We start from the raw sequence: 26,315 nt of genomic DNA, 5'->3' as shown, positions 1-26,315 counted from the left end.
CATTGCCACCGCCACCGCCGATCGACTGCGCGAAGATGCCGTGCGCACCCAAGCCTTCGACGGTGATCGCGCCGGCGGCATTGTTGGTCACGGTGACGTCGCCGCCCTTGCCGGAGCTGCCGCCCTTGCCGCCGACAGCGATGAAGCCGATCGCCCGTCCGCCCGAGCCGCCGCCACCACCGACCGACTGGGCGTTGATGGCATCGGCGCCGGCGCCGTAGGTGTGCAGGACGTTGGAATTGGTGACCGTGACGACGCCGCCGGCACCGCTCGAGCCCCCCGAACCGCCGATCGCGATCAGCGCCGGGATCGAGCCGGTGACGCCGCCATTCTTGCCGCCGCCGGAGCCGCCGCCGCCGCCAACCGACTGCGCCTGGATCGCATAGGAATCGATGCCATGCGTCTCGATCATTGCCACATTGGCAACATCGACCGCGCCACCGCCACCGCTAGAGCCACCACTGCCGCCGACACCGAGCGCGGTGATACCGAGTGAGCCGCCGGCGCCACCGCCGCCGCCAACCGACTGCGCGAAGATGCCAACGGAATCATCGGCATGGGTGAGGATGCCGCCGTAATTGTTGACGATGACATGGCCGCCGGCGCCTGAAGCGCCGCCGCCGCCACCGATCGCCAGCAGCGCGCCCGCGCCACCGCCGGAACCGCCGCCGCCACCAACCGACTGGGCGAAGATGCCGGCCGAATGCCCCAGTTGAGGATCCACGGTCGGACCGTCGGCGCTTGGCGCCGTCGGCGTTGTGCCGAAGGTCTCGATCGTGGCCATGGTCACCTGGGACAGATCGAGCTTGCCATTGGTGACGGTAACGGCGCCACCATTGCCGCTCGCACCGGCGCTGCCACCAAGACCAACGGTGCCGAGCGCGCCGGCCATGCCGTCGCCACCGTCGCCGCCGCCACCGCCGATCGACTGGGCATGGATGCCGTCCGACTTCTGGCCATGCGTGGTGATGATGCCTTCATTGCTGACGATGACAGTGCCACCCGAGCCGCCGCCCGTACCCGAACCGCCGATGGCGACCGAGCCGGAGCGCTTCAGGCTGGATGTGCCCAGAGGCGCGAGAAGAATTGTCGGATCCAGCGGCACATAGGGAATGGCGACAAGGCCGGTGGTGCCGATATAGGCATCGCCGCCCATGCCGCCGCCGCCGCCGATCGACTGGGCGACGATGCCCGATGACTTGTCGCCATGGGTGGTGATGAAATCGTAGTTGGAGACGTCGACGGTGTTGCCGTCATTGGCCGTTCCGCCTGCCCCGCCGACCGTCGCCTGCAGGTTCCAGTTCGGCTTGCCGCCGGCCGGTTCGCAGATCTTGGCTGTCGTGCATCTCGCACCCAGCTGCAGCGAGATCGAGTTCGAGCGACCGCCGGTGCCGCCGCCGCCGCCGATCGACTGCGCCAGGATGCCGAACGCGCCCATGCCGGAGGTCTCGATGCCGCCATGCTGCTCGATCGTGACCGTGCCGCCCTTGTTGCCGTTGCCACCGGAGCCGCCGACCGCGACGCTGACATTGGCCTGCGTACCGGGATTGTTGCCGGAGAGGCCGAGCACGCCGGTGATCGCATTGCCGCCGGAGCCGCCGCCGCCGCCGATTGACTGGGCGAAGATGCCGTAGGCGCCGTCGCCATTGGTAACCGTCTGTCCGGTCGCCAGCAGACCGGTCTGCAGCAGGCCGTGGTTGGTCACGACGACGTCACCGCCATAGCCGCTGTCGCCGCCAAAGCCGCCAACGCTGACGCCGACATTGAGATTGGTTCCGGTGCCGAGCGAACCGATGGCTGCCGAGACGGCCATGCCGCCATTGCCGCCGCCGCCGCCGACCGACTGCGCCTGGATGGCATGCGCTTCGATACCATAGGTCGAGACAGCGCCGGTGTTGTCGATCGTCGCCTTGCCTGCATTGCTGCCGACGCCGCCAAAGCCGCCGACGCTCGCCGACAAGGTCTTGGCATCGGTTCCCGCGATGACGCCTGAAATCGACATGCCGCCATTGCCGCCGCTGCCGCCGATTGACTGGGCGAAGAGACCGACCGCCTGGTCGCCTCCGGTGATGGTCGCGCCGTGGCGCGTCACCAGCACGTCGCCGCCGGCACCGCCGCCGCCGCCCACGCCACCGACGGAGGCGCTGATCTGGTTGCCGTTCTCGCCAAGGCTGAGGCTGGTGGTGACGCTGAGGCCGCCATTGCCGCCGCCGCCGCCGACCGACTGCGCCAACACGCCGAACGCCTTGATGCCGGTGGTCTGGATGATGCCGGTTGAGTCGACCGTGACGTTTCTGCCGTCGCCGGCCGAGCCGCCCAGGCCGCCCAGAGAGGCCGAAATTGCCGCCTTGGTGCCTTGCCCCTTGCCGAGCGTACCGTTGATCGCTGCCGCAAACGAGAAGCCGCCGCTGCCGCCGCCACCGCCGACGGATTGCGCAAAGATGCCGTTGGCGCCGGCGCCTTCGGTCAGGATGTTGTCGACCGAGGTGACGGTGACGGCCTCGCCGTTGCCAGCACCGGCGCCGAAGCCGCCGATGGAGATACCGATTGCCGCCTTGGCGTTCGGACCCGTGACCGACAGCGCGCCGGAGAACCCGCCATTGCCGCCGCCGCCACCGACCGATTGCGCCATGATGCCGTTCGCGTCACCGCCCCGGGTGTGGATGGTCGCATTGCTGTTGGCGAGCGTGGTGCCGACATTGCTGTTGACGATGACCGCGCCGGCATCCTTGCCGAGACCACCGAAGCCGCCGATGCTGACGCTGGCGCCGCCGGTGCCGTCGACCGTCATGTTGCCGGCGATGGAGAAGCCGCCATTGCCGCCACCGCCACCGATCGACTGCGCCAGGATGCCGTTCGAAAGATCCCCCGTGGTGTCGATCGTGCCGGTGTTGTTGACGGTGACCAGCTTGGAAATACCGCCACTGCCGCCCTTGCCGCCAACCGACACCGAGGCGCTGCCTTGCTTGCCGGCGCCAGACAGCGTCACGACAGCGCCGCCATTGCCGCCGCCGCCGCCGACAGACTGCGCCAGGATGCCGTTCGAATTGGCTTTGATGGTGACAATGTTGCCGATCGAGGTGGCCGTGACGACATCGCCATCGCCGCCGCCGCCGCCCGTGCCACCGACACCGACGCCGATCGCGCCGCCATCGCCGACAATGGCGAGCGCGCCCGTGAAACCGCCATTACCACCGCCGCCGCCCACCGACTGCGCCAGGATGCCGTCGGCCTTGCTGCCTTCGGTGCGCAGATTGCCGGTGCTGGTGACGGTGACCGATTTTGCATCGCCGCCGGCGCCGCCTCCGCCGCCGAGAGCGACCGCAGGCTGCCCTTGCCGCCCAGGCTGCCCGCGACCGCGAAGCCGCCATTGCCGCCGCCACCGCCGACCGATTGCGCGAAGATCGCATGCGAGCCATCGCCATCGGTCTCGATATTGCCATGGCTGTCGACGGTGACGATGTTGGCCTCGCCGCCGCTCGTTCCCGAACCGCCGACACCGACGCTGCCGGCAAGATCCTTGCTGCCCGAGAGCGCGATGGCGAAGCCGCCATTGCCGCCGCCGCCACCGACGGACTGCGCCAGGATGCCGAAAGAGTCTTTTCCATTGGTCAGGATGTTGTTGTAGCTGTTGACGTTGACCATGCCGGCATTCGACGCCGCTCCGCCGCTGCCACCGACACTGACGCCCAATCCGCCGCCGCCCAGCCCAATGCCGAGGCTGCCGGCGAAGCCGCCGGAGCCGCCGCCGCCGCCGACCGATTGCGCGAAGATACCGGACGAATTGTCACCCTGTGTCCAGATCGTCGCGGCGTTGCCGGCTGGCGCCTGCAACACCGGCTGGCCGTTCAAGGCAACGTTATAGCTGTTGACGATCACATTGCCGGCGATCGAGCCCGTCGCGCCCGCACCGCCGATACCGACACCGATGCCGGCATTGCCGGTGGTGGCCGAACCGGCGACGGCGAAGCCGCCATTGCCGCCGCCACCGCCGATCGACTGCGCCAGGATGCCATTGGAGAATTTGCCTGTCGTCGTGATCGTGCCGGTGCTTGTCACCGTGACGGCCTTGCCGACGCCGCCGATGCCGCCCTTGCCGCCGATCGCCACCGACGCCGTTGCCGCATCCGGATCGCCGAGCGCGCCGCTGACAGCCACGCTGAAGCCGCCATTGCCGCCGCCGCCGCCGATCGACTGCGCGATGATGCCGGACGAATTGTCGAAATTGGTCGAGATGTTGCCGGTCGAGGTGACCGTGACGATGTCGGCGCCGCCACCGCCGGCGCCATTGCCGCCAAGCGCCACGCCGACCGCGATCGACTTGCCGCCGCCGAGTGTACCGGCAAAGCCGCCATTGCCGCCGCCGCCGCCGACCGATTGCGCCAGGATGCCCGCGGCGCCGGTGCCCCGCACGTCACCGGGCGAGAAATCGGCACCGGTCGAAATGTTGCCTGTCGAGATGACGGTGACGCCAAGCCCATTACCGGCCGCGCCGCCGCTGCCGCCAAGCGCGACACCGATGCCGGCGTCCCTTCCCAGTGCGAGCGATACGGTCGAGCCGCCATTGCCGCCACCGCCGCCGACCGACTGCGCCAGGATGCCGATCGCCTGGTCGCCGGAGGTGGTGATGTTGCCGGTCGAGGTGACATGGACGACATCGGCATTGCCGCCGCCCGCACCCTTGCCGCCGAGACCGACGGCGGCGCTCGCGCCCTGCAGCGTGATGGCGGCGGCGCCGGCGAAACCGCCATTGCCGCCGCCGCCGCCGACCGACTGCGCCAGGATGCCGATCGATTGGTCGCCATGCGTTTCGATGTTGCCGGTCGAATTGACCGTCACCGAACCAGCCGTCTGGCCGGTTCCGCCAGTACCGCCGACGGCGACCGAAGCGCCCAACGCGCCTGTCGTAAACGTACCGGCGACGCTGAAGCCGCCATTGCCGCCGCCGCCGCCGATCGATTGCGCCAGGATGCCGTCGGCCTGTTTGCCGTAAGTGGTGATGTTGCCGTAATTGTTGACCTCGGCATGCTTGCCTATGCCGCCTTTCGCGCCGCTGCCGCCGATCGAGACCGAGGCCGAACCGCCGGCGCCACCATAGGAGCCGGAGCCGCTCAGCGTCACGGCAAAGCCGCCATTGCCGCCGCCGCCGCCAATCGACTGCGCCAGGATGCCGATCGAGCCGTCGTCGATCGTCAGGATGCTGTTTTGCGTGACGACATTGCCGACTTTCTTGCCATTGTTGACGGTTGCCGTACCCGCATCGCCGCCGCCACCGCCCGTGCCGCCGAGATTGACGCCGACACCGACAAGACCACCGGCGGCGATGCCGCCGGAGAACCCGCCATTGCCGCCGCCACCGCCAATGCTTTCTGCTTGGACGCCGACAGCGTTCTTGCCTTCGGTGACGAGATTCCAGGTGCCCGCATAGCTTGTGGTGACCGCATGATTGGCGCCGTCGGCATTAACGGTGACGTTACCGGCTTTGCTGGCGTCTCCGCCCGAGCCGCCCAGGCCAACGCTGGCTGCGCCTGCGCCAAGCGCCGCAGAAACGGTGAAGCCGCCATTGCCGCCGCCGCCGCCGATCGATTGCGCCAGGATGCCGGTCGAATTGTCGCCCTTCGTGTGGATCGAGCCGGAGCTGCCAACGATGACGTCGGCGCCGGCACCGCCGCCGGCGCCCTTGCCGCCAATGTTGACCGCAATACCGACCGCGCCGCCGATGGCGCCGCCGATCGAATAGCCGCCATTGCCGCCGCCACCGCCGACCGATTGCGCGACGATGCCGCCGGCATTGTCGCCGGCCGTCGAAATGTCGCTGAGGCTCGATACGGTGACGAGTTTCGATGCGCCGCCCGCGCCACCATTGCCGCCAATGCCGATCGCCGCGGCGAATGTGCCGGTAGCGTTGATCGCAACCGCGATTGCCGCGCCGCCATTGCCGCCCGTACCGCCGATCGATTGTGCGAAGATGCCCCGAGAGCCGTTTCCATAGGTGGTCAGCGACCCGGCGGTCTCCACCGTCACGGTATTGCCGTCGCTGGCGTTGCCCGCGGCCCCGCCCATGGCGAGCGCAAGCGCTCCCACCGCACCCGAAACCGAGAATCCGCCATTGCCGCCGCCGCCGCCAATCGACTGCGCGAAAACGGCATCCGACATGTCGCCATGGGTGATGATCGAGTAAGCGGTATCGTTGGCGTCGCGCAGCACTTCCACCGCGCCGGACGTTCCGCCGCTGCCGCCCGAGCCGCCAAGCGCGACGCTGAAGCCGATGCCGCCGGCGAAAGCGCCGCCGCCATTGCCGCCGCCGCCACCGACCGATTGCGCGAAGATGCCGGCCGAGTTGACTGCATCCGCCGAGGTCATGCCGGCCTGGGTTGCGATCTTGCCGGTCTCGATATCGCCGGCATTGGTGACCGTCACCCGAGCGCCGTTGCCGCCGGCGCCGCCGGAACCGCCGGCCGAGAACAGGCCGCCGGAGGTGCCGCCATTGCCGCCGCCGCCGCCGACCGACTGCGCGAAGATGCCAGCCGACTGCTTGCCGTCGGTGCTGATCGAACCGGCCGCGGTGTTCACCACCTCGACAATGCCGCCATTAGTGGTCGAGGCACCATTGCCGCCGAGCGAGACGAGGCCACCCGAATTGCCGCCATTGCCGCCGCCGCCGCCGATCGACTGCGCCAGGATGCCGTTCGATTCCTGACCATGCGTGATGATCGCGCCCGAATTGGTGACGCCGACCGTCACGACATTGGCCGGGCCGCCATTGCCGCCGAGACTGCCGCTGCCGCCCGAGGCGAACAGGCCGAAGTTCGAGCCGCCGTCGCCGCCACCGCCGCCGATGGTCTGGGCAAGGATGCCTTGCGAATTGTTGCCCCAAGTGGTGATCGCGGCATTGTTGGTAACCTGGACGATGCCGCCATTGCCGCCATTGCCGCCGCCACCGCCGGAGGAGGAGAACAGGCCGAAACCACCGGCGCTGCCGCCGCCGCCGCCGCCGATCGATTGGGCGGCGATGCCATGCGAATAGATGCCATACGTGGTGATCGTCGTGCCTGCGCCTGTGAAGACATTGGCGTTGCCGCCGCTGCCGGCGGGGCTGCCGCCGCCCGGGTTGAAGACCAGGCCGCCGCCGCCGCCGCCATTACCGCCATGGCCGCCCTGGCTGATGGCGACGATGCCTGCTGAATAATTACCCGACGTCTCGACGCTTCCGCCGTTGAAGTTGACGGTAGCGTCGCCGCCGACACCGCCCAGGCCGCCATCGCCGGCATCGCCCGAAATACCCTTGGCATCACCACCATCGCCGCCATCGCCGCCGACACTGCTCGCGACGATGCCTGCATTCGGGCATCCCGTGGGCAGCACGCAATTGTTGCTGGTTTTGACGGCTCCAGTGACGTTGACGGTGACGGTGCCGCCATCGGCGCCGTTGCCGCCATCGCCACCATCCGAAAAGACATAGCCATTGCTGCCATTGCCGCCGCGGCTGCCGTTCGAGGCGCCGAGCACGCCGATGGTGCCGGTTGCGATCACCGCGCCGCTGCCCGACACATTGGCATCGGCTCCCGGCTGGCTGTAGTTGACCGTGAGTGTCGGGCCGGAATTGCCCGACGGCCCACCAGCGGCCTTGACCGGTGGCGCGATGCAAGTCGTCCCGGGCGGCGCGCCGCCGGCGACCGCGCAGCTCTCGGGTTTCGCCGGATCGGTCTGTGTGGCTGGCGTTTCCGGCGTGATCGTGCAGTCGGCCGCGTTGCCGGTGCTGCAGGTGTAGTGCTGGACTTCCGTTGCCGGCGCCGGGCTCGATCCCGTACCGGTCAAAGATATCCGGCTGGGATCGATCGTCAGCGTGTTGACGTTGAGCGTCGTGGTGCCGGGTGCGGTGAAACTGAGGTCGGCGGGAGATGATATTGCATCGGTGCAATTTTCGACATTGCCGCTGGCAGAAACGCAAGCCGCTCCGGCCCGGTCGGTGGAGCCCAAGAGCAACGCAGACACCATGAGCAATGCCACGGCCGCCAGTGTCGCCAAACCTGAAATACCGAGAAATCTCTGTCTCAACCACTTTGAGACAACGCGAGACTCGACTGCTCTCGATCGAACACGAGTCATCTTCACCCCCCAGACCCGCGCCGCATCGGCACGAATCACCCCTTGCCAATGCAATCTATCAGATTGCAGCAGCAACGGAGGCTCCCAAGAATTGAGGCGATGTAATTTAGGTGCGCTGTTGCCGACCTGGCACAGAAATCACAGAAATGACCGGATTTTACGCACTAATTGAGTAAATATTAGAGTCAAAATCGGCGATATTTTCTTCAAGCGGAAAGAATTGGCATCGACTCCGCGACCGTATCGGCCGACATTTCTCTCTGTACGGCCAGGAAAAACCTGCGTACTTCATCGCCGGCTGCGGTTCTGTCCCTGCCGGATCCGACCACAAGATCGAGCAACTCCGACGCCTTGGCTCTCCAGAAGGAGGTGGCGGTCTCGCCATGCAGGTTGCAAAGTTTGGCAGCAACCTCTCTGACCAAGAATACCTGACGGTCGATCGGGAATGCACGAACTTTTTCTGGGGACATCTTCCAAACCATGAGACTGACGCAACGAATCAACCATTGCCAACAGGCAATGGCGTAGCCGGGAAGGTGGAAACGGAAGCTTAACGGCGCCGATATCGGTGCAGCGTGTTGCAGTCGTCGGGACGAAAAAGGCGCAGCCCTGCGCTCACGACATCGCCGTGTGGGTTCAAACGCGATCGTTGGCGTAGCAAATCGGGGCAGGCGAAACGGGCGACGGCCCTCAGGCCTGGAGCGCCCTCGCCTCGCCGCCGCGCTTGCGCGGCGTCATCATGTCCCTGGCTATCAGTCCGCTCGCGCGGCAAAACGCCATGAACGCCCGGCACGCGTCCTCGGTCTTGACCACGTCCACCGTGGCGCCAAAGCAGGCGTTGAACGCTTTCTGATAGATCGGGCCCTGACGGCGCGCAGGCCAGTCCTGGAGAAAATCGAGCGCCTGTTCGACGCCGTAGATCTCCTCGACTGGCAGGCCGGGCGCGGGTGCTATGCGCACCGGCACCTCGAATTGCAGTCTGTCCATTTCCTGTCTCCCGAACTGGCGTCACCGCAGCAACGCCGTTCGTCGTCAAAAGTTGCTTTGACCGGCTTTTGACCCAGAAATGTGTCGTCACTTGGGTCGCTGAACCGCTACGTCGCCCAAAACGATCGAGGATATGCTTGGGCGACTGCGCTCACTGGTTCGCCGGATCCGTCTCCGCGTCGAAAGCCATGCGAATGGCGGTGATCAGCACAAATATCGTCGGCACGGCGAAGATGCCGCCGAGGACAAGGGCCGCCATCGCCGACAGGCCGAGAGTCTCGGCAACCGCCCAATACACGGTTCCGATGCAGATGAGCGCCTGGACGGAGAGAAACGCGGCAGCCGAGGCCGCGCGCGACAGGGTTTTGAAAGTCTTGATGCGTTGTTGCATTGAAATGGTCCGGAAATGACGCGCCGAGCGACCGCGGCGCGGCCGACAGCCGCCGCACGATCACGACGCGAACAGGGATAGCGATGAGGTGAAGGGTGCGGTTCTGGACCGCTCAGGCTGCGATGGACGGCGGTGCGCGCGGCTGGTTGGTGCTCGCCCTGGGAACCGAGGACGCCCCGTATCCCGAAACAACCGCTCCCGCGGGCGTCCGTTCGATCCAAAGGAAGACAATGTCGGGGGCCGGCAGAGCGGGGTGGCCGCCGGCGAACTTGACCAGGGCCGGACGGACGGCGCGAACTTCCAGCGCTTGCGCCTTGCCGGCGACACGCAGCAGCGCCGCCACCTCGCCGGACCGCTCGACACCGACGCTGGCGCCACTCAGCGCGCCATCCGCGAAGGTTGGCGCCACCGGTCGGCCGAAGCACAGCATCGCCAGCAGCACCATGCCCATCAGGCATGAGCAGGCTGCCGTCAGCGGCGCTTCAAGCCATCCAGCTTGCCTGGTCGCCGTGAAGGGGCGCGATCTCGAAAACATCACCCGCCCTACCGCACGATGGCCAGAAAGGGGAAGCAAACCGGGCAAAACCCGGTAAGACATTACCCCATGCAAGGCGAATATCCCGAAATGCACGGCTGCATCAGGCAGTTCTTCCTTGAACCTTTTGCCCTCAAGTGCCAAATCTGGGGAGATTTTCACGTCGGCTCTCCTGCAGGGCCCTACCGGCTACACGGACAAAATGGTCACCTATCTCGACGCCGCCACGGCACCACTCAGAAACACTGGCCAGATTCGCCTCTATGGCGAGGACGGCTTTGCCGGCATGCGCAAGGCATGCGATCTCACCGCGCGCTGTCTCGACGAACTGGTGCCGATGGTCGAACCCGGCGTCACCACCGAAACCATCGACCGCTTCGTCTTCGAATTCGGCATGGACCATGGCGCGCTGCCGGCGACACTCAACTATCGCGGCTACACGAAATCGTCCTGTACCTCGATCAATCATGTCGTCTGCCACGGCATTCCCGACAACAAACCGCTCAAGGATGGCGACATCGTCAACATCGACGTCACCTACATCCTCGACGGCTGGCACGGCGATTCCTCGCGCATGTATCCGGTCGGCACGATCAAGCGCGCCGCCGAGCGCCTGCTCGAAGTCACGCATGAATGCTTGATGCGCGGCATTGCGGCGGTCAGGCCCGGCGCACGCACCGGCGCCATCGGCGCCGCCATCCAGACCTTTGCCGAGGGCGAGCGCTGCTCGGTGGTGCGCGATTTCTGCGGCCACGGCGTCGGCCAGCTTTTCCATGACGCACCGAACATCCTGCACTATGGCAGCGCCAATGAGGGCGTCGAGATGCGGCCCGGCATGATCTTCACCATCGAGCCGATGATCAATCTCGGCCGGCCGCACGTGAAGGTTCTGTCGGACGGCTGGACTGCGGTGACGCGCGACCGCTCGCTGTCGGCGCAGTACGAGCACACGATCGGCGTGACCGACACCGGGTGCGAGATTTTCACCCTGTCGCCCAAAAAGCTCGATCGCCCCGGCCTGCCGGCTTAAAGCGCGTCGTCTTACCCGGCACGAGACCGTCTATCACGGTTGGGCGCTTGGACCATTCGGCAGGTCGATGGTGACGACCAGTCCGTTGGGTTGGTTGTCCTGCAATTCGATCCTGCCGCCGTGCCCCTGGACGATGTCGGCAACGATCGAAAGACCCAGGCCGAAGCCATGCTTCGATGCAATGCCGCGCGATGCGTCTTCCTTGAAGAATGGTTCGAAGACGCGGGCGCGCGCCGTCATCGGAATGCCCGGGCCGTCGTCGCCGACCGTGATGCGTGCCGCTGTGTCCGTCACCGTCAACGCGACCGTGACATTGCCGGCGAATTTGACCCCGTTGTCGCAGAGATTGGCGATCGCGCGCGCCAGTGCATTGGGCTTGCACCAGCCCAGAAGCCGATCCGGCCCGGAATATGACACCGGAAACCCGACATCGGAGAATTCGGCGCAGACGGTTTGCAGAACGCTGGCAATGTCGGCGCGCTGCAGCTTCTCCGTCGAAACATCGTTGCGCAGATAGGTCAGGGTCTCGTCGATCAGGACTTCGATGTGCTGGACATCGGAGAGGATCGCGGTTCGAACGGGGCCATCATCCATGCGCTCGGCGCGAAGCCGCAGCCGCGTCAAAGGCGTACGCAGATCATGACTGACGCTGCGCAACATGCGCGTGCGGTTTTCGATCATCGCCCGGATACGCGTTCTCATCCTGTTCAGGGCACGCGCCAGCCCGACCATCTCAATGGAGCCGCGTTCGACAAAAAGCTGGTCGCTATTCTCGATCTCGGCCGAACCGACTGCCGCCGAGATGCGCTTCAACGGGTCCGTCACGGCCCACACCGCAAACAGCCAGATCAGGACGGGCAAGGCGACGAAAGCCATGAATCTGTAGAACGAGGCACGGACGAAGCCTGATGTCAGCCAGGAATCGGGCATGCCGAAATGAGCCAGGACGTCCCGCCGGTCGAGGTCGATGACAAACGCGTATCGGCCGCCGATCCTTATCCAGCGCCCATCAACCGCCCCCCCTGTCGATGCGGAAAAGCCATTCGATACTTCGCCATTGCAAATAGGAATAGGGAATGCTGCGGATCTGCTCCTTGGGCAGCACCTCGAAATCAAAACCAGCTCGCGCAGTCGTCGCCAGAATTGCGCCACGCACTTCCGCTGGCGTTTCGCGCAACAAGGCAGCGACAACGGCCGCTCGCCTGGCGCTATCTTCCACAGCGGGAAGGTCGACGTTCTCTATGAAACTCTCGACGACCGATCCGACGGACATGATCACAATCACCGCGATGAAAATGATTGCCGCAAACTGCCCACGCACGGATTGGGGCAGGAAACGGCGGACGAACCCCCTCATGCTTCCTCCACCGTCGCGGTGAAGATATAGCCACCCAGCCGAACGGTCCTGAGAAGCACCGGATCGCGCGCGTCCTTTTCGATCTTCTGGCGGATCCGGCTGACATGCACATCGACGCTTCGTTCGATCGGTCCGGCAAGCCCGGCATGGGTCACGCTGAGAAGTTCCTCGCGCGAGAGAACTCGGCCCGCATTGCGGCAGAAAGCAAGCAGCAGGTCGAATTCATGCGTCGTCGTCGCAACCCGGGCATTGCTCGGATCATGCAATTGCCGACGGATGGGATCGAGGCGCCAGCCGTTGAAGCGAAGCACCTTCGACCGGTCCCGCTCGTCGGGCGCATAGGCCGTGCGGCGCAGCAACGCCCGTATCCGGGCCGTCAGCTCGCGCGCGCTGAATGGTTTCGTCACATAATCATCCGCGCCGATTTCCAGTCCGAAGATACGGTCGATTTCTTCTCCAAGCGCGGTCAGCATCAAGATCGGAATGTTGGTTCCCGCACGAAGACGGCGGCAGATGTTGAGACCGTTTTCACCCGGCAGCATGACATCGAGCACGATGAGATCGAATTTCTGGTTGCGAAGCGCGGCATTCATCTGGACGCCGCTCTCGGCGATTTCCACGATCATGCCGTTATCGGTGAGCGTCTCACCCAGCATGCGCGCGATCTCGATATCGTCTTCGACAATGAGGATCCGCCAACCTTGCCTCGCCGATTTGAACCCGGCGTCCAGATCGCTCCGGCTCGAGTTTGCCGCGGCCTGCATTGTTAGCGGTGTGGGCATTAAAACCTGTATCCGACGAGAAGCATCCCGGAAGGCTGGATCTTGTCGACGACAACAGGGCTGTCGGCGGCGTCACCCACAAGAATGCCGACCCCCGCCTGGCCACGCACCATCCAGTTCTGGTTGAGCATATATGTGGCGGAGACGGAAAAATCGGCGCGCTTCAAGCCGGCGCCGGCATCATAGCGCGCCAGCCCCGAGCGGGCCGCCTGTTCCGGCGTGACGCCAAAATAGGCCTGCATGTAATTCTCGTCGGCAAAGACGACGGATGCGCTGGCGCCGATCATCAACGATTGCGACAGAGGCTGGGTCACCTCGATGCCGACCGTGCCCAACAGGCCATCGCTGCCGCCGATGGTCTTGTCCAGTTGTGCGAAGATTTCAGCCGGGCCGAACTTCACCGCGGCCTTCGCGCCGACTGTTGCGCCCATGTCGACATCGCCCAAGCCGCGCAGATGATCGGAGTCGTCTTCCTTGCGGCCCATCTCATAGCCAAGCCGCGCACTCAATGCGAACGGCCCCTGGTCATAGACGGCGATGTTGGCGCCCGTCGGATCGATCGTCACCGTGTCGCGGAATGTCGCCGTGACAAAAGGCACCGGCATGATCTCGAACTCGTCGCTGCCCTCGTATTTGGGGGCGATGATGGCGCCGCCACCAAGCACGACATGCCAGTCGGCCAGTTTCTGTTCGATGCGCCCGAAACGGGAAGGCTCGGGCGGCGGGGTGAAATCATCGGTATCGACGGCAATGGCGTCGGCCGCCAGCACGACCCCCGAATGCGTTGAAAACAGGATTGCCATCGCCGCAAGAGAGGCCCGGCCGGCGAACAGTCCAGAATCGATCTTGGCGAACATGCGTGCTCCAGAACAGCGAGGCCGTGAGCCCCTGATGCTCTGACTATTTCAGGTGAAAGTGGCTGCATGCGTGAAGTGATGTTAAGTTTTGTTGCGCAATCTTGGTCTCATCTTGGCGCCTGTCCGAGAGAATCCCGACGTTGACAACACAAGCCGGCATGAGACCCGCGCCGGGCGTCTCAACGCTTGCAGAACAGAACGGTTTTCAATCCAGCCCAGAACGGTTTTAATGTTCGCATCGGAGGGGCGGCATATGGGGAACACCAGCGACGACGACGAGCGGAGTTTCTTCGCCGAAGTGCCGATGCGGCCAGCGGCGAAAGCCAAGGCGGCAGACGAAAAGCCGCATTATCTCGGCCATCGCGACCGCCTGCGCGAGCGCTTTGCCTCGGCGGGTCCGGATGCCCTGCCCGACTACGAATTGCTGGAACTTCTGCTGTTTCGCCTGATCCCCCGCGCCGACACCAAGCCGGTGGCCAAGGCATTGCTGGCACGCTTCGGCACGCTGGCCGAAGTTCTTGGCGCGCCTCTTGGCTTGCTGCAGGAGGTCAAGGGCATCGGCCCGGCGGTGGCGCTCGACCTGAAGATCGTCGCCGCGACGGCGCAGCGCATGGCGCGCGGCGAGGTCCACGGCCGCGAGATCCTCTCGTCCTGGCAACAGCTTCTCGACTATTGCCGCTCAGCCATGGCCTTCGAGGCGCGCGAGCAGTTCCGCATCCTGTTCCTCGACAAGAAGAACGCGCTGATTGCCGACGAAGTGCAGCAGACGGGCACGGTCGACCACACACCGGTCTATCCGCGAGAAGTGATCAAGCGCGCGCTCGAACTCTCGGCGACCGCCATTATCCTGGCCCACAATCACCCGTCAGGAGACCCAACGCCATCACGAGCCGATATCGAGATGACGAAGGAAATTATCGAGACCGGCAAGCGGCTGGGCATTGCCGTGCATGACCACATCATCATCGGGCGCAAGGGGCATGCAAGTATGAAGGGATTGTTGCTGATCTGACGGGCGTCGTCTCTCGGATCGACGCGCTTCGATGCATAACAATCCCGCTCGGTATCGGGCAGTTTGGATCATCTCTAGACTCTGTTTCGCCACCGACCCGGGCGTTCGAACACATCCAGTGACAGAACGTGCCCCACAATGCCCCGATTGAATATTTCAGCCTTTGGAAACGCGGTTTACAACCGAAATGAAATCCGCGACCAGCTTGTTTGGCGTGCCTCTGTGGCCGATGGCGATGACGCATTCGCGCATGTCGAGGATCGGCCTGAAGACCACGCCCGGCCGTGCGTAGTATTGCGCGGTACTGTCGGCGGTGATGCTTATGCCGCGGCCGGAGGCCACCGCTTGAAGCTCGGATTCGACAGTGGCGGCCTCGAACACAACTTTCGCCGGCCTATCGATGCGGTAGTCATTGGCCAGCCAGTAGTCGCGCCATACACCCGCCACCGGCGCGGCGACGATCGGCTCGTCGAGTATGTCGTCGAGCATAACCGTCTCCTGCCGACTGAGGCGGTGCCCCGTTGGGAGGCACGCGACGCATTTCTCGCGTGCGATTTCGACAATATCGATGCCGTCGAGATCGATCGGTGGCCGGATGATGCCACAATCGACCTTGCCGTCCCTCAAACCGGCAGTCGGATCCGAGAAATCAAACTCCTGCAGATGCAAGGTGGCTCCCGGACGAATTCGTTCAAACTCTCGAATGATCGCTGGAATGAACTGCACCGCGGTACCGATCATATAGCCGACACGCAATTCGTTCTTGAGCACGAGTTGCAGCGACCTTGCCTCGACATAAAATGCTTCAAGCGACTGGTTCAGCGTCCGCGCCCCGATCAGCAGTTTTTCGCCGGATGGCGTCAGGCTGACGCTACGGGTTGTGCGTTCGAACACTGGAAAGCCAAGGGTCTCCTCCAATTGGATGATGGTCTGCGACAGGGCTGGCTGCGAAACACTCAGCTTTTCGGCAGCCCGCGCAAAGCTCCTCTCATTCGCGACGGCGATGAAGGAGCGAATGTGCCGGACCTGGATATTCATAAGCGTCACGAATTAATCGTTCAGCTATTCGTCCTTGTTGTCAAGCGGTCCACGCCGATAATCGGTCACATCCCAATAGGTTGAGGTGAGCCATGAATATCAGCCAGACAGACACGTCTCATTCCAGGAACATCTTGGAACACGGTAAGCGATCGCTGATCCACGATCCATTGGGAGGCGACGAAGCAAAGATTACGCTGGTGCGCGCCAAGGGGTCGCATGTCTGGGACGACCAGGGCCGCCAATATCTCGACTGCACCTCCCAGGCGTGGTCGAACAATCTCGGCGCCAACGATCCACGTGTGGTGGAAGCGGCGATCGCCCAGTTGCGCGAAATCACCCACGCCCGGCCGAACTTCAACACGATCCCGCTGCTCAAGCTCACCGCGAAGCTGCGCGAGATCTCGCCCGGCGACTTGAATCGCGTTGGCTATTGCCTGCACGGCAGCCTGGCCGTCGAAATGGCCATGAAGCTTGCGTTCAAGAACAAGCCTGGTCGCCACAACATCATCGTGCTGCAGGACGCCTATCATGGCCGTTCGCTGACCACGATGGCAGCGAGTTGGCCGCATCCAAACAACCCTTTCCTGCCGATCCAGCCGCGCTTCACCCGTGTGCCGCATCCGGATCCCTATCGTCCGCGATTGGGCATGGACGTCGAGATGGAATCAAAACTCTGTCTGCGACTGCTGGAAGAGACGATCCACAAGGGTGTCGATGGCGGTGTCGTCGCCATCATGATGGAGCCGATCCCAGGCAATGGCGGCCATATCGATCTGCCGCTGTCGTTCCTGAGAGGCGTGCGCGACATTTGCGACCGGAACGACATCATCCTGATCTGGGACGAGATCCAGAGTTGCTTTGGCCGCACGGGTGCGATGTTCGCGGCCGACTATTTCGGCATCGTTCCCGACATCATGACCTTCGGCAAGGGCATCAGCGGCGGTTTCCCGTTGGCCGGCATCCTGGCGAGCGAGCGGCTGACCGGTTTCGAATCGGGCGAGGATGCGCTGACCTTCGGTCAGTTTCCGGTCGCGATGGCGGCGGCCGTCGCCACGATCGACGCGATCATCGCCGACGATCTGTGCGGCAAGGCACGCGACCACGGCGCCTTCGCGACACAGCGTCTCCACGAGATGGCGGACCGCCGCAAGCTGATTGGCGATATCCGCGGCCCTGGCCTGTTCGTCTCGCTCGAACTCGTCAAGGACCGGGTCAGCAAGGAGCCGGCCATGAAGGCCGCCTCGGAAGTCTACCGGCGCGGTCTCGAGAAGGGCGTGCTCTTTGGCGAAAGCCGCTATGCCGGCCTCGGCAACCTGATCAAGGTGAAGCCGCCGCTGGACTGCACGCATGAAGACATGTCGCACGCACTCGACGTGCTCGACGATGTGCTCGGCTCGATCGAGGCCGACGGAATCGCATAACCGGCACCACAAGCCGGAAGTATCGGGAGGATCGAGCCTCAACGTACACAACACCATGAAATTAGTACGCAGATACTAACAACGAAAAGGGGATCACCATGCAGGAAAAAAGATCAACAGACGGACCGTTCTGGCCGCCGGTGCCGGCGCTGCGCTATGCATGCCGTTCATCCGGCCCGCCTGGGCGCAAAAGCAGACGGTGCGGGCGCTGATGTGGGAGGCCTATGTCCTTCCCGACGTCGTTTCGAAGTTCGAGGAAGAGAACAACGTCAAGTTTGTCGCCACTTTCTTCGATGGCAATTCCGAAGCTTACAACAAACTGCGCGTCGGCGGTGCCAAGGAATTCGATCTGGTCCAGGCTGACGGCTTCTGGCCGCAGCTCTATTTTCGAGACGGACTGATCCGCAGTGTCGACTACGCACAGGTGCCGAGCGCGGCAAACTACCTTCCGGAATTCCATGCCGAAAAATTCAAGGTGCTGACCGACCCGGCATCCGGCAGCAAGATCGGCTATCCGTTCTGCTGGGGCGCCTATGGCATCACGTACAACGCGGCGGTCGTCGCGCCGGAGAAGACGGGTACGATTGAATGCATGTTCGATCCCGCTTTATCGGGCCAGTTGTCCACCAGCTCGCGTTTCGAGGAAAACATTGCCCTGGCGGCATTGTTGGTGACGCATCGCTTGGGCTCGCGTGAGAAACCGCGCCCCGACGGAAAGCCTTTCAACCCATATGTCCTGACCGATGAGGAACTTGAGGGTGTCAAGAAATTGCTGGTCGAACAGAAGGCACTGCTTCTGACCCGCTATCAGGACAATCCGACATTGTTCCAGCTTCTGCAGAGCGGCGCCGTGGTGGCGGCGACCGAGTTCGCGCAGGTATTCCGGCAACTTCTGACGGCCAAGGACGCCAATCCGAAGCAGGATTTCCGCCATACGCTCAAGATGAAGGAAGGCGGGCTGGGCTGGGTCGACACGTGGCTTGTAACGTCCGGTGTCGAGGATGGCCCCAAGCTCGACCTGTGCAACAAGTTCATCGACAGGATGATCTCATCGGAGATCATGAAGCGGATCGGCGAAGTGGCCGGCTGCTCGACCACCATCGATCTCAGGGCGATCTCGACCGAGGAAGAACGCAAGCTCTATCTGATGGACCGGTCGAGCGAGATCGCGGATCTTTTCATGTTCGATCAGCCATCCTCTCCCGAGAAATGGGAGCGAGTTTGGTCTAACGTCCAGGCAGCCTAACTCGCCCGTCACCTCCCAAGCGATGACGGTATCCTCCGGTGGGGCGTTTGCCCTGCCGGAGGGACCACGGCCCTCAATGTCAGGTATTCCAACATGAATCAGAGCCAAGACGGCACCGAGGCCCCCTACATCCGGATTGCCAATATTTCGCGCCAATACGGCCAGGTCCGCGCGCTGCACGATCTCAGCATCGACATTGCCAAGCATGAGTTCATCGCCATTCTCGGCCCCAGCGGTTCAGGCAAAAGCACCCTGCTCAGGCTGATTGCGGGACTTGACCGGCCCACCGCGGGTCGCATTTTCTTCGACGGCGCCGACGTCACCGACCTGCCGCCGCACAAGCGCGGCATCGGGATGGTGTTTCAGGAATTCCTGTTGTTTCCGCATCGCACGGTTCGCGAAAATCTGGCCTTCCCGCTGCGGATGACCAACCAGCCGCCGAAAATGATCCTCGAGCGCCTCGACTGGGCCGAGTCCATATTGTCGCTCAACGGACTGATGGACAGATACCCCAATCAACTGTCCGGCGGCCAGCAGCAGCGCGTCGCGCTCGGCCGTGGATTGGTCACCCACCCCACTCTCTTGCTGCTCGATGAGCCGCTCGCCAATCTCGATCGTGAATTGCGCAACGAAATGGAAGTGGAAATCCGCCGCTATCAAAAGCAACTCGGCATCCCTTTCGTCTATGTGACCCACAATCAGGAGGAAGCGCTGTCGATGAGCGACCGCGTCGCCGTGATCAACGGTGGCAAGCTCGAAGCCCTCGGCGAACGGCAGTTGATCTACGACCATCCGCCGACGCCTTTCGTCGCGCGCTTCGTTGGCAAGTCGACACGCTTTGACGGGGCGTTCGATGCAACCTCCAAGAGGGTCGATCTGCAGCGTTACAACTATTCTTTCCCTTATGAAGAGGTTGCCGAGCGCAAGGGCAACGCCCGCGTCGAGGTCTTCGTCAAGAACGAGCGCTTCGAACTGTTGCCATCAAGATCGGGGGGTGCCGGCATTCCCTGCACTGTCGCCGACGTGGTGCTGAGAGGACCCTTCGTGGAATACATCCTCGAAACCGAGGCCGACGAGCGCATTATCGCCGTGCAGCCCAAGCGAGAGGAACCTCTGGCACTCGGAACCAAGCTTTCGCTGTCGTGGAACCCCTCACAGTGCCACGTATTTCCGGCAGGGAGGTGAATGATGTCCGAGGCCGAAAATAGGCTTAACAGGCGCCTGTTCCTGCACATACCAACTGTCTTCCTGGTCATCTTCTTCGTCCTGCCCTTGATCGCACTGGTCGTTTTGAGCTTCTGGCAAACCGAGAACTACAAAATCGTCCGAGAATGGACGGCGATGAACTATGTGACGCTCGCGACCGAGCCAGCTTATTTCATTTTCTTCATACGTTCGCTGTTCATGGCGATCTTCGTTTCAGTATTCTCGGTCGTCGTCTCCTGGCCGATCGCCTTCTTCATCGTGCGCTACGGGGGTCGCTACAAGCTGATCCTTTCGCTGTTGCTTGCCGTGCCGTTCCTCTCTGGCGAAGTGCTGCGCCTTATCGCCTTGCAAGGCATGTTGGGGCCGACCGGCTTGGTCAACGGGGTGCTTTTGAAGCTAGGGGCCGCACCGCTGCGCTTTATCATGTATTCGAATTCGGCCACCTTCATCGCATTGGTCTATCTCTACCTGCCCATGGTGGTGACGACGATCTATCTGTCGCTCTTGAATTTCGACTTCCGGTTGGCGAGTGCTGCAAGCGCCTGCGGCGCCAACCGTTTCCGGATATTTTCGGAGATCGTCTGGCCCCTCAATCTGTCAGGCACGATCGTCGGCTTCCTCCTCTGCTTCATCCCGACGCTGTCGGCCGCGCTGGCGCCTCGCTTCCTCGGCGGTCCAAACGGCGTTCTTTATGGCATGTCGATCGCGCAGCAGTTCGGCGAGTCCGGCACATGGGCGCTCGGCGCCGCCATGGGTGTCGTGCTCTTCTTGTTTTCGATGCTTGTGCTCGGTGTGTTCAGCCTCGGAATCGACCTGCGCCGCACAGGCTTCACCGGAATGGGACGACAGTGATGTATGCACAGGCAAGCAATGAAAGGCTGACGAAGTGGCTGATGGGCGCGATCCTGGTGATAGCCTATGCGTTCCTCTACATGCCGATCGTCCACATTCTGTTCGCCTCGTTGTCGACGCGGCCGAACTTTCCCTATCCTCCGGAATTCAACTACGGGAGCTACATCAGGCTCTACACCAATACGGTATACCAGGACGCATTCCTGAACAGTCTGATCATCGCGACCTGCACGTCGATCCTATCGACCGTCCTGGGCTTCCTGGCGACGGTAGGGGTGTTGCGATTCGGCGGTCGTAAAGCGCTTCTCTACGCGGCCTTCTTCGCGGGTCCTTTGTTCGTATCCGAGATCCTGCTCGGCATCTCGTCCATGTCGCTCTACTATCTGGTCTTCGAACTGCAGGGCAACATGGTCACCGCCATCATCGCCAATTCGGTGCATTGCTTTTCGTTCTGTTTCCTGATCATGGCCGCCCTGCTCTACCGCTACGATTGGCGCATGAACGAGGCAGCCGTGGTCTGCGGCGCTTCGCCGGCACGCGCCTTCTACGAGGTGATGCTGCCGCTGACCTGGTCGGGCATATTGGGCAGCCTGATCGTAGCCTTCGTGCTGTCGCTCAATGGCCTGGACATCTCGTTCTATTTGCTCGGCGCCACGCCTACCATGCCGTCGGTCGCCTGGGGCGCACTGCGCTACGGCGTCAAGCCGGAACTCTATGCGCTTTCGTCGATCATCAACATTCTGGTGTTTGCCGCGATCGCGGTGCTTTATCTCGTCGCCCGGTCGGACAGAAAACAGCAGGCCGAGTGACATGTCAGGCTTGTGGCGCCCACGAAATTCGGGGGCCCGCTCTGCCGGAACTTTCGGTAGCCTGATCTGGCATTCGTCTTGTCGCTAGCGGATTGGACATCGCGTTGCATCTTGTTAGGCGGTGCCTCCGCCAAATGGCAGAGAAGCCGTTCGGCGGGGACGCTGGCCACGCGATGACAACAGCCGAACCGCCTGAAGTATCTTCAGATGGGCAACGCGCTCTTTGGCATCGAACACAGGACGCTGAACGACGGGTTGACCAGATTTCCGACGCGCAATTTGCAGCACTGGCTGACGAGCTGGTGCGCGTCCATCAGATCCAGTCTTGTCCGCCGCGCCACCCACCGGACCAGGCCGGATGCGGCGATCCGGACGGCGTCTTCGACTGGTCGTGCACAGCCGATGACGCCGATATGGCTGGCGGTTTCCAGCCGCGGCCAATCGAAACCGTCTTCGGGCGCCAGCCGCTCGATTGAAAGTGTCGTGTTGAAGGCGCCTTCGATCGCGGTGCCCGCGATCTCGCCGTCGCCCTGGGCGTAGTGTCCGTCGCCGATATAGACATGGCCGCCATCGACATTGGCGCGAAGATAGAGCGTGGCGCCCGGCCCGAGATCGGGAATGTCGAGATTGCCGCCGAAGTCACCCGGGACGACGCCGAGACGGACTTCGCCATGCGCCGGCGCGACCCCCAGCGTTCCATGAAATGGCTGGAAAGGGACTTGCAGCCGGGCGCCGGAACGCGTTGGCGTGACAAGCGAGGTCCGGTCGGCGTCGAACCTCCAGATCCAGACACGTTCATCCTGCGGCTGCTGAAGGTTTGGATTGGCACGCGTGCCCGAGAGCAGCCCGAAATCCGGCGAGATCGTCGCGACGCCCCAGTCGCGGGCGGGCTCCAACGCTATCAGGCGGATGGCGAGAATGTCTCCGGCGACAACGCCGTCGACGGCAATCGGCCCGGTCAGTGGATTGACCTTCGGGTACGGTGCAACCTCGCGCGGTCGGCCGTCGACATCGGTCAACCTGCCGGAAAAGCAGTCCTCCGTGTAAACGGTGAAGACCTCCCCGGGGCGCACGGTCCTGCGAGGTGCATGGCCGCCGAAATGAAACACGAACTCGTCTTCTCGCTGCATATGTTGGCCGCCTTGTGTGATAGTCACAATTTTGGACGTTGCGGGTCGGATGACCCGCTTGCCGGCGCTGGTTCGAGAATCCTGGCCGGGCGGTTACGGATATGAAGCCGCCAGCGCGCGAACGTCAGCCCGAGAATGGCCGCGAGATAGGGCAGCATCAGAACGAATTGCGAAGGGATGGCGAGCGCCTGGAGGCGGTCGCCCAAAGCCCCGAAGAAGCCGAACAGCACCGCCGCCGCAGCCGTTGTCCAGGGCAAGCCGCCGCTGAACAGAGTCGCGGCAAGACCGATGAAGCCGCGACCGCTGGTCATTTCCGGGAGGAAGAAGTGCAGCTTGTCCATCGAAATCTGCGCGCCTGCCAGACCGGCCAGGAGGCCGCTGATGGCAAGCGCCAGCGCCTTCATGCGCGCAACGTCGATGCCGGCGGAGCGTGCCGCATGTTCATCCTCGCCCGAGGCGCGCAGATAAGCGCCGATCGGCGTCTTGTAGAGGAAGATGGAACATGCCGGTACGGCCAGGAACGCCAGGACGACGATGACACTCTGCCCCTCCAGCGCCGGACCGAGCACCGGCACATAGGAAAGCGTGCCGGCCGGAATGTGCCAGAGATCGGGAAAGGTAATCGGACGCAGGCCACCCGGGCTTCGATAGAACCATTCCAGCGCAAACAGGCTGCCGCCGGCAGCCAGAAGGTTGATGCCGAGGCCGGCAACAATGAAATCCGCGGAAAACCGCAAGGTCATCAGCGCCAGAAGCTGTGACATGAGGATCGACGCAACCAGCGCGCACAAGAGCGCGAGCGCTGCACTTCCGGACGCGTTGCCGACGGCAATGGCCGTGAACGCGGCCACCAGCATCATCCCCTCGACGGCGACGTTGAGGATGTTGGCCCGCAGCGTGATCATCGCCGCCAGGGCCGCCAGCACGATCGGCGAGGATTGTTCGAGCACCGAAGCGAGAAAGGAGACGTATGCCATCCGCTCAGCCCCGTGCACGGGCGCTGAGCCGCGCCGTCATCAACAGCACGAGAAGGCCGGTGAGGAGATTGACCAGCGAACGCGGCACGTCGGTGGAGATCTGCATGTAGGCGGCGCCGTTGATGATCATGGCATAGAACAAGGCCGTCGCCAGCGCGCCAATCGGGTGGATGCGCGCGAGCAACGCGCATGTGAGACCAACCAGCCCGTAGTTGGGAGAAAAATTCTGCTCGAAGCGATGGCCGATCCCCAGCACGTAGAGCGTACCCGCCAAACCGCCGAACCCGCCGGCCAGCAGCATGGCCATGACGATGCGCTTGTCGGCAGGAACGCCGATGGTCGTGGCAAAGCGCAGATTGGTGCCTGATGCACGCAGTTGCGCGCCCCATTCCGTCCTGAACAATGCCACCCAGCTCAGCACCGCCAGCAGGGCTGCGACGATGATGCCGCTGGTGGCGCCCGGCACGCCGGGAAACGCCGGAAGCCATATCTTTTGCGGCAGCAAGGCGCTTACGGCGCCGTAGCTGGTCGGATCGCGGATGACCTGATTGGCGAGATAGGAGGTGAACAACAGCACAATGATGTTCAGCATCAGCGTCGTGACGACTTCGTCGACGGCAAGCCTGACCTTCAGCACCGCGGGAATCCAGCCGAGAAACGCGCCGGCCAGGATGCCGCCCACGACCACCAGCGGAAACAACACAACCGCCGGAAGGCTGGACAGGGAGACCCCGATTACGGTCGCTGCGATTGCGCCGGCGTAAAGTTGGCCTTCGCCGCCGACGTTGAAGACGCCGGCCCGGAACGAAAAGATCACGCCGAGTGCGATCAGCGTCAACGGCGTTGCGCGGTTGAGGAACAAAGCGAAATTGCCAAGCGAATCGAAATTGGCCAGAAGCAGGTCGCGATAGGCGCGGACCGGTTCGTCGGTGATGGCGGCAACCAGCACGAAGCCGATGACGAGCGTCAGCGCGATCGCAGCGACCGGCGCGCGGATGGCTTTCAGCAGGTCGATGACGGCGCGGCGCATCAGTTGACCGTCCCGAGCGAACCGTTCATCAGCGCACCGACCGTCACTTCATCGGCATCGTCGCGCTCCAGGACCCGCAAGAGCTTGCCTGAATACATCACGCCGATCCTGTCGGAGAGCGCGAAGATCTCGGACAGTTCGGACGATATCAGCAGCACGGCGCGGCCGCGATCGGCGGCCGCCATGATGCGCTCGTAGATGAATTCGGCGGCGCCGATATCGAGGCCTCGCGTCGGCTGGCTGACCACCAGAAGCGCGGGATCGCGGTTCAGTTCCCGTGCGATGACGATTTTCTGCATGTTGCCGCCTGACAGGCTGCCGACCGGCGTCGAGGGTTGCGCGCCTCGAATGTCGAACTCCGCGATCTTGCCTGCCGCGAACGTGTCGACCCTGTCGGTGCGCACCAGCCCGTGCCTGGTCAGGCCGGCAAGCCTGTAGTTGGTCGCGGCCAGATTCTCGCCGACGCTCATGGTGACGCTGAGGCCACGATCGAGGCGATCCTCGGGGACGAAGCCGAGGCCGGCTTGCTGGCGGCCTGGCACGCCGACACTGGTGACATCCCTGCCGTCGAATTCGATCGACCCAGCCTGGATATCGGTGAACCCGGCGATGACTTCGGACAGCTCGGTTTGCCCGTTGCCGTCGACACCGGCAATGCCGACGATCTCACCAGCCCGGACCTCGAGTGAAATGTCGTCGAGCAGCCGCCTGCCGGCGGCGTTGGCCACCGCGACATGGCGAAGCCTGAGCTTGGTGGCGCCGAAGGCGCGCTTGCGCGACTGACCGGCGCGGCCGACGAGAAAAACATCGCGGCCGACCATGTCGCGAGCAATGTCGGCCTCGCTGACGTCGCGCGTCAGATGCGTCGATATGGTCTTGCCGTGCCGCAGCACCGTCACCCTGTCCGACACCGCCTTCACCTCACGAAGCTTGTGGGTGATGAAGAGGATCGTCCGGCCGCGTGAACGCAGCCCATCGATGACGTTGATCAGCTCGTCGACCTCCGGAGGCGTCAGCACCGCGGTCGGCTCGTCCAGGATCAGCAGTTCCGCGTCGAAGGCGAGCGCCTTCAGGATCTCGACACGCTGACGCTGTCCGACAGACAGGTCGCGGACCGGCGCCTGCGGGTCTAGGCCGAAATTGTAGCGCTCTATGAGCGCCGCGGCGCGCGCGACCATGGCGCGCCGGTCGGAGAAGATCGCCAGCCGGGTGACGTGCCGGCCGAGGAAAATGTTTTCCGCGACCGTCATCGAGGGGACCAAGGTAAAATGCTGGTGGACCATGCCGATGCCGAGCCGGCTGGCGGCGATCGGACTGGCGATCTCGACCTTGCGACCGTCGAGTTGAATGACACCCGCGCTCGGCTGGTGGATGCCGGCCAAAATGTTCATCAAGGTGGATTTGCCCGCGCCATTCTCACCACAGATGACATGGACTTCGCCGCGCCGGACGCTCAGCTCGACATCCCGCAACGCCACCTTCTCGCCAAACGTCTTGGCGATCCCCGAAAGGTGCAGGATTTCATCCGAGCCGGTCATGGCAC

General features: G+C 63.6%; 19 protein-coding genes and 2 pseudogenes. 8 read left to right on the top strand and 13 right to left on the bottom strand.

The window, feature by feature from the left end; all coding sequences use genetic code 11:
* Positions 1-596: 596 nt before the first annotated feature.
* Positions 597-680, top strand: a pseudogene (locus HB777_10295) (RNA-binding protein).
* 2,305 nt (positions 681-2,985) lie between these two features.
* Here the strand turns inward: HB777_10295 and HB777_10290 are convergent.
* From HB777_10290 to HB777_10270, 5 genes are all read right to left on the bottom strand, one after another.
* Positions 2,986-7,998 carry a hypothetical protein gene (locus HB777_10290; protein QND64258.1) on the bottom strand — a complete coding sequence of 1,671 codons (5,013 nt, stop codon included), beginning with the start codon at positions 7,996-7,998 and terminating at the stop codon, positions 2,986-2,988.
* A 317-nt stretch (positions 7,999-8,315) separates the two neighbouring features.
* Complete coding sequence (locus HB777_10285) at positions 8,316-8,579, bottom strand: hypothetical protein (GenBank protein QND64257.1); 264 nt, start codon at positions 8,577-8,579, stop codon at positions 8,316-8,318.
* A gap of 220 nt (positions 8,580-8,799) precedes the next feature.
* The gene (locus HB777_10280) at positions 8,800-9,096 is read right to left on the bottom strand and encodes a DUF982 domain-containing protein (GenBank protein QND64256.1); all 297 of its coding nucleotides are present in this window, start codon (positions 9,094-9,096) and stop codon (positions 8,800-8,802) included.
* Positions 9,097-9,247: 151 nt separating this feature from the next.
* The gene (locus HB777_10275) at positions 9,248-9,487 is read right to left on the bottom strand and encodes a hypothetical protein (GenBank protein QND64255.1); all 240 of its coding nucleotides are present in this window, start codon (positions 9,485-9,487) and stop codon (positions 9,248-9,250) included.
* Positions 9,488-9,599: 112 nt separating this feature from the next.
* Complete coding sequence (locus HB777_10270; protein ID QND64254.1) at positions 9,600-10,022, bottom strand: hypothetical protein; 423 nt, start codon at positions 10,020-10,022, stop codon at positions 9,600-9,602.
* A 202-nt stretch (positions 10,023-10,224) separates the two neighbouring features.
* Here HB777_10270 and map point away from each other — a divergent pair, with 202 nt between their 5' ends.
* Complete coding sequence (gene map, locus HB777_10265) at positions 10,225-11,052, top strand: type I methionyl aminopeptidase (GenBank protein ID QND64253.1); 828 nt, start codon at positions 10,225-10,227, stop codon at positions 11,050-11,052.
* Between the two features lie 33 nt (positions 11,053-11,085).
* Here map and HB777_10260 read toward each other — a convergent pair.
* The 3 genes and pseudogenes from HB777_10260 to HB777_10250 all read right to left on the bottom strand — a co-directional run bounded on the left by HB777_10260 (position 11,086) and on the right by HB777_10250 (position 14,048).
* Positions 11,086-12,409: pseudogene (locus tag HB777_10260) on the bottom strand (HAMP domain-containing histidine kinase).
* Complete coding sequence (locus HB777_10255) at positions 12,406-13,173, bottom strand: response regulator transcription factor (GenBank protein QND68726.1); 768 nt, start codon at positions 13,171-13,173, stop codon at positions 12,406-12,408. Before HB777_10255 ends, HB777_10260 begins: the two are co-directional and overlap by 4 nt.
* A 17-nt stretch (positions 13,174-13,190) precedes the next feature.
* A complete protein-coding gene (locus HB777_10250; protein QND64252.1) occupies positions 13,191-14,048 on the bottom strand; it encodes a MipA/OmpV family protein in 858 nt (285 codons plus the stop codon).
* A 253-nt stretch (positions 14,049-14,301) separates the two neighbouring features.
* Here HB777_10250 and radC point away from each other — a divergent pair, with 253 nt between their 5' ends.
* Positions 14,302-15,060 (top strand): DNA repair protein RadC, encoded by a 759-nt coding sequence (gene radC, locus HB777_10245; GenBank protein QND64251.1) that lies wholly within the window; start codon positions 14,302-14,304, stop codon positions 15,058-15,060.
* A 156-nt stretch (positions 15,061-15,216) separates the two neighbouring features.
* Here the strand turns inward: radC and HB777_10240 are convergent, their stop codons facing one another.
* Positions 15,217-16,107: a LysR family transcriptional regulator gene (locus HB777_10240; GenBank protein ID QND64250.1), complete on the bottom strand. Its 891-nt coding sequence runs from the start codon at positions 16,105-16,107 to the stop codon at positions 15,217-15,219.
* A gap of 83 nt (positions 16,108-16,190) precedes the next feature.
* Between HB777_10240 and HB777_10235 the strand changes: the two genes are divergently transcribed.
* The 5 genes from HB777_10235 to HB777_10215 all read left to right on the top strand — a co-directional run bounded on the left by HB777_10235 (position 16,191) and on the right by HB777_10215 (position 21,635).
* A complete protein-coding gene (locus HB777_10235; GenBank protein QND64249.1) occupies positions 16,191-17,522 on the top strand; it encodes an aspartate aminotransferase family protein in 1,332 nt (443 codons plus the stop codon).
* Between the two features lie 160 nt (positions 17,523-17,682).
* Complete coding sequence (locus HB777_10230; GenBank protein ID QND64248.1) at positions 17,683-18,768, top strand: extracellular solute-binding protein; 1,086 nt, start codon at positions 17,683-17,685, stop codon at positions 18,766-18,768.
* Positions 18,769-18,861: 93 nt separating this feature from the next.
* Entirely contained in the window at positions 18,862-19,953 is a 1,092-nt protein-coding gene (locus HB777_10225; protein ID QND64247.1) for an ABC transporter ATP-binding protein, read from the top strand.
* A 3-nt stretch (positions 19,954-19,956) separates the two neighbouring features.
* Positions 19,957-20,826: an ABC transporter permease gene (locus HB777_10220; GenBank protein QND64246.1), complete on the top strand. Its 870-nt coding sequence runs from the start codon at positions 19,957-19,959 to the stop codon at positions 20,824-20,826.
* Positions 20,826-21,635, top strand: a complete 810-nt coding sequence (locus HB777_10215) for a hypothetical protein (GenBank protein ID QND64245.1) — start codon at positions 20,826-20,828, stop codon at positions 21,633-21,635. The genes HB777_10220 and HB777_10215 overlap by 1 nt, the downstream gene beginning before the upstream one ends.
* Before the next feature lie 203 nt (positions 21,636-21,838).
* Here the strand turns inward: HB777_10215 and HB777_10210 are convergent, their stop codons facing one another.
* From HB777_10210 to HB777_10195, 4 genes are read right to left on the bottom strand one after another with little or no spacing between them, the layout of a single operon-like run.
* A complete protein-coding gene (locus tag HB777_10210; protein QND64244.1) occupies positions 21,839-22,765 on the bottom strand; it encodes an acetamidase in 927 nt (308 codons plus the stop codon).
* Positions 22,766-22,788: 23 nt separating this feature from the next.
* Positions 22,789-23,742, bottom strand: a complete 954-nt coding sequence (locus HB777_10205) for an ABC transporter permease (GenBank protein QND64243.1) — start codon at positions 23,740-23,742, stop codon at positions 22,789-22,791.
* Between the two features lie 4 nt (positions 23,743-23,746).
* Complete coding sequence (locus HB777_10200; protein QND64242.1) at positions 23,747-24,772, bottom strand: ABC transporter permease; 1,026 nt, start codon at positions 24,770-24,772, stop codon at positions 23,747-23,749.
* Positions 24,772-26,310: an ABC transporter ATP-binding protein gene (locus HB777_10195; GenBank protein QND64241.1), complete on the bottom strand. Its 1,539-nt coding sequence runs from the start codon at positions 26,308-26,310 to the stop codon at positions 24,772-24,774. Before HB777_10195 ends, HB777_10200 begins: the two co-directional genes overlap by 1 nt.
* Positions 26,311-26,315: the final 5 nt, after the last annotated feature.

The organism is Mesorhizobium loti, assembly GCA_014189435.1.
Classification (GTDB): domain Bacteria; phylum Pseudomonadota; class Alphaproteobacteria; order Rhizobiales; family Rhizobiaceae; genus Mesorhizobium; species Mesorhizobium loti_G.
The sequence above is the reverse complement of the archived record's forward strand: the minus strand, read 5'-3'. Positions and strand labels throughout refer to the sequence as shown.

Excerpts from the sequence above, each read along its gene's own strand:
- HB777_10290 (QND64258.1), bottom strand. The coding sequence starts at position 7,998 with ATGGTGTCTGCGTTGCTCTTGGGCTCCACCGACCGGGCCGGAGCGGCT.
- HB777_10285 (QND64257.1), bottom strand. The coding sequence starts at position 8,579 with ATGTCCCCAGAAAAAGTTCGTGCATTCCCGATCGACCGTCAGGTATTC.
- HB777_10280 (QND64256.1), bottom strand. The coding sequence starts at position 9,096 with ATGGACAGACTGCAATTCGAGGTGCCGGTGCGCATAGCACCCGCGCCC.
- HB777_10275 (QND64255.1), bottom strand. The coding sequence starts at position 9,487 with ATGCAACAACGCATCAAGACTTTCAAAACCCTGTCGCGCGCGGCCTCG.
- HB777_10270 (QND64254.1), bottom strand. The coding sequence starts at position 10,022 with ATGTTTTCGAGATCGCGCCCCTTCACGGCGACCAGGCAAGCTGGATGG.
- map (QND64253.1), top strand. The coding sequence starts at position 10,225 with ATGGTCACCTATCTCGACGCCGCCACGGCACCACTCAGAAACACTGGC.
- HB777_10255 (QND68726.1), bottom strand. The coding sequence starts at position 13,173 with ATGCAGGCCGCGGCAAACTCGAGCCGGAGCGATCTGGACGCCGGGTTC.
- HB777_10250 (QND64252.1), bottom strand. The coding sequence starts at position 14,048 with ATGTTCGCCAAGATCGATTCTGGACTGTTCGCCGGCCGGGCCTCTCTT.
- radC (QND64251.1), top strand. The coding sequence starts at position 14,302 with ATGGGGAACACCAGCGACGACGACGAGCGGAGTTTCTTCGCCGAAGTG.
- HB777_10235 (QND64249.1), top strand. The coding sequence starts at position 16,191 with ATGAATATCAGCCAGACAGACACGTCTCATTCCAGGAACATCTTGGAA.
- HB777_10230 (QND64248.1), top strand. The coding sequence starts at position 17,683 with ATGCCGTTCATCCGGCCCGCCTGGGCGCAAAAGCAGACGGTGCGGGCG.
- HB777_10225 (QND64247.1), top strand. The coding sequence starts at position 18,862 with ATGAATCAGAGCCAAGACGGCACCGAGGCCCCCTACATCCGGATTGCC.
- HB777_10220 (QND64246.1), top strand. The coding sequence starts at position 19,957 with ATGTCCGAGGCCGAAAATAGGCTTAACAGGCGCCTGTTCCTGCACATA.
- HB777_10215 (QND64245.1), top strand. The coding sequence starts at position 20,826 with ATGTATGCACAGGCAAGCAATGAAAGGCTGACGAAGTGGCTGATGGGC.
- HB777_10210 (QND64244.1), bottom strand. The coding sequence starts at position 22,765 with ATGCAGCGAGAAGACGAGTTCGTGTTTCATTTCGGCGGCCATGCACCT.
- HB777_10205 (QND64243.1), bottom strand. The coding sequence starts at position 23,742 with ATGGCATACGTCTCCTTTCTCGCTTCGGTGCTCGAACAATCCTCGCCG.
- HB777_10200 (QND64242.1), bottom strand. The coding sequence starts at position 24,772 with ATGCGCCGCGCCGTCATCGACCTGCTGAAAGCCATCCGCGCGCCGGTC.
- HB777_10195 (QND64241.1), bottom strand. The coding sequence starts at position 26,310 with ATGACCGGCTCGGATGAAATCCTGCACCTTTCGGGGATCGCCAAGACG.